Origin of the sequence: Micrococcus sp. KRD026, assembly GCF_017168445.1 — a bacterium.
Classification (GTDB): Bacteria; Actinomycetota; Actinomycetes; order Actinomycetales; family Micrococcaceae; genus Micrococcus; species Micrococcus luteus.
In genome coordinates this window covers 73,522-76,512 of sequence record NZ_JABFBA010000016.1, presented here as the reverse complement: position 1 = coordinate 76,512, position 2,991 = coordinate 73,522, and the positions used below count along the sequence as shown (strand labels likewise).

General features: G+C 71.6%; 3 protein-coding genes. 2 read left to right on the top strand and 1 reads right to left on the bottom strand.

What is annotated here, in order from left to right; genetic code table 11:
* Positions 1-186 precede the first annotated feature (186 nt).
* Complete coding sequence (locus tag J1M40_RS06200; RefSeq protein WP_240756417.1) at positions 187-1,419, top strand: AMP-binding protein; 1,233 nt, start codon at positions 187-189, stop codon at positions 1,417-1,419.
* Positions 1,420-1,502: 83 nt separating this feature from the next.
* Positions 1,503-2,417, top strand: a complete 915-nt coding sequence (locus tag J1M40_RS06195) for an LD-carboxypeptidase (protein ID WP_136940117.1) — start codon at positions 1,503-1,505, stop codon at positions 2,415-2,417.
* Between the two features lie 442 nt (positions 2,418-2,859).
* Here the strand turns inward: J1M40_RS06195 and J1M40_RS06190 are convergent.
* Positions 2,860-2,991 (bottom strand): integrase core domain-containing protein (locus tag J1M40_RS06190; RefSeq protein ID WP_206450586.1); only part of this gene is annotated, 132 nt, incomplete at its 5' end.

Genomic DNA, 2,991 nt, shown 5'->3' with positions numbered 1-2,991 from the left:
GCCCGGGAGCGGGCGGGGTGAGCTCGCGGGGTGAGCGCCGGCGGACCTGGAACGCGTGCGGTCGCTCTGAGCCTGCAAAGTGCGCCCATACCGAGCGCAGGCGTTCCCGGAACGGGCGGGCCGGCGTCGTCGGCCTGCCGGACGAGATGCACGACGTTCTCGCGGTCGGAGGCGATCCGGTGCCAGATGTTGCCCAACGTCCCGGCCTTCGTGGCGGTCTACGAGGCGCTCATGCGTCTGGGCGCGGTGATGGTGCCGCTCAACCCGCTGTTCACCGCCCGTGAGCTGGAGTACTTCCTCGAGGACTCCGGGGCGCGCATGCTCTGGGCCATGCCCGGGCTGCCGGCCGTGGACGAGGCGGCCGGGAACGTCGACGTCGAGGTGGTCACCCTGGACCTCGAAGCGGTCGGGCGGGAGTGCGCCGCCGAGGGCATCGCCCCGGTCACGGAGATCACCCTGCGGGACCCCGACGACGACGCCGTCCTGCTCTACACCTCGGGCACTACGGGGCGGCCCAAGGGTGCCCGGCTGACGCACACGAACCTGCGTTCCAACGCCATGGCGACGGCGACCGGCCTGGGCCGGCTCGGCCCGGACGACGTCGTGTTCGCGGCGCTGCCGATGTTCCACGTGTTCGGGCTTTCGGTGGTGCTCAACGGGGCGGTGTTCGCCGGGTCCGCCCTGTCCCTGATGCCGCGGTTCGAGGCGGCGGACTTCTCGAGGCTGCGCATGCCCCTCTCCGGCGGTGCGAGCCTGCCGGTGGAGACGCTGCGCGCGGCGGAGAAGCTGTACGGCGTGCCCGTGTTCGAGGGCTACGGGCTGTCCGAGAACGCGGGCGCGTGCTTCTTCAACCCCGTGGACGCGCCGACCCGTCCGGGCACCGTGGGCCGGCCGGTGGACGGCTTCGAGTTCCGGATCGTCGCGATGGACGGCGCCGAGGTGCCCGAGGAGGACCTCGAGGCCTCCGGTGAGCTGCGCATCCGGGGCGAGGGCATCATGGCCGGCTACTGGGGCCGCCCGGAGGACACGGAGGCGGCGTTCGACGAGGACGGCTGGTTCCGCACCGGGGACATCGCCCGCCGGGACGAGGCCGGGTACGTGATGATCGTGGACCGGCTCAAGGACGTGATCATCCGCGGCGGCATGAACGTGTACCCCCGCGAGGTGGAGGAGGTCCTCTACGAGCACCCGGACGTGGTCGAGGCCGCCGTGGTGGGTGTGCCGGACGAGCGGCTGGGCGAAGAGATCGCCGCCTTCGTCTCGCTGGCCCCGGGCAGCGCCGTCACGGGGGAGGAGCTCCGGGCGTTCGCGGCCGAGCGGCTGGCCCGCTACAAGCGGCCGCGGGAGGTGACCGTCCTGGACGGGCTGCCGAAGAACGCCACGGGCAAGATCCTGCGCCGCGAGCTGCGTCAGGGGTGAGGGGCGCCGGGCGGTCTGGGCGCGGGTCGTCTGGTCTGAGTGAGAGGAACGACGGACAGGTGGCCTCTCGCTACGCTCCCGGTATGACTCAGCCGCTCGTCCACCCGCCCAAGGCCCAGCCGGGCGACAGGATCGCCGTCGTCTCGCCGTCGTTCGCGGCTCCCGGCTTCGCGCCCGCGATGCACGAGCAGGCGATGCGCCGCCTGGCCGAGGTGACCGGACTGGTGCCGGTCGAGTACCCCACCACCCGGCAGCTCGGGGCGAGCGCCAAGGACCGGGCGCGGGACCTGAACGCGGCGTTCGCGGACCCGGAGATCCGTGCGGTGATCGCCACGGTGGGCGGGGAGGACCAGATCACCGTGATCGGCCACCTGGACGCGGACGCAGTGCGCGCGGACCCCAAGCCGTTCCTCGGCTACAGCGACAACACCAACCTCCACCAGTGGCTGTGGGCGAACGGCGTGGCGAGCTTCTACGGAGGCTCCACCCAGGTGCACCTGGGGCCGGGACCGGCTGTGGATGAGGTGCACGCCGCGTCCCTGCGGGCCGCCCTGCTGACGGGAGGGCGGCTGGAGATCACGGAGCCGGGGGAGTCGGAGGACCACGGCGTCGACTGGCTGGACCCGCGGGCGCTCACCGAGTTCGGGACGCGCGAGCCGGTGCCGGGCCCGCACGACGACGGCGCGCACGGCGTCGGCGCTGGCGCCTCACCGTGGCGCTGGGCCGGGCCGCGGCGTGCCGTGACTGGCCGGACGTGGGGCGGCTGCCTCGAGGTGCTGCCGTGGGTCGGGGAGGTGCGTCGGATGCTGCGCATCCTGGGGGAACGCGCTGTGCACGCCGTGCTGGCGGCCCGGCCGCCGACGAGCTCCTTCGAGGTGCCGCGCGGCGCGGTCGAGCGCGCGCGGCGGCGCAGGCCACTGGGCAGTACTCATCGGTCGTCTTTGGGAACTCCTCCACGTGCCCGGGTGGGGTGTCAGAATCAGCACCGTGAGCACTAACGACGAAGCGGTCGCAGGGCGTCTTCTTAGGCTGCCCGCGGGAACATATGAGCAGGTAGAAACCCTGCACGTGCGGCAGCAGCTGGCCGCCGCGCAGAATCTCGAGCCGGGGTTTGAACCACTCAGTGACACTGCTTTGCCCCATCAACTTGCCGTTCATGTCGGCGGTCTGCTTCGGCATGCGCTGACGCAGGCGAAAACGCCGGAGAAGCAGGTCGAGCTGGTACAACGCGTCATCGCAGCCTTGGGGGCGGACTATGCGCCTGATCTTCCGGTCTCAGAGCCCGGACGACCGGGACGACTGCGGACGCTCCAGGAGATCCGACCTGCCGCATCGCCCGTCAAGGAGCGACTGGCCCGGCCGGCGACGCCTCTCTCCGAGGTTGCCTTGCTGACGAACGCGGTGGGGGAACCCAGCATCGGCGCTGAGATTCGCGACGAACTAGCTGTAGGAGGGCATGACGTTGTTGACTCGGGCCGGTGCCAACGAGGTTGGCGGGGCGTCCCCGCAGGAGGTATGAGGCCGATGGTAGTTGTAGTGGTTCACCCACACCGCCAGGGCCTCACGCCGAGC

What these genes read in the sequence shown, in the direction of transcription:
- J1M40_RS06200 (WP_240756417.1), top strand. Translation starts at nt 187, where the DNA reads ATGTTGCCCAACGTCCCGGCCTTCGTGGCGGTCTACGAGGCGCTCATG.
- J1M40_RS06195 (WP_136940117.1), top strand. Translation starts at nt 1,503, where the DNA reads ATGACTCAGCCGCTCGTCCACCCGCCCAAGGCCCAGCCGGGCGACAGG.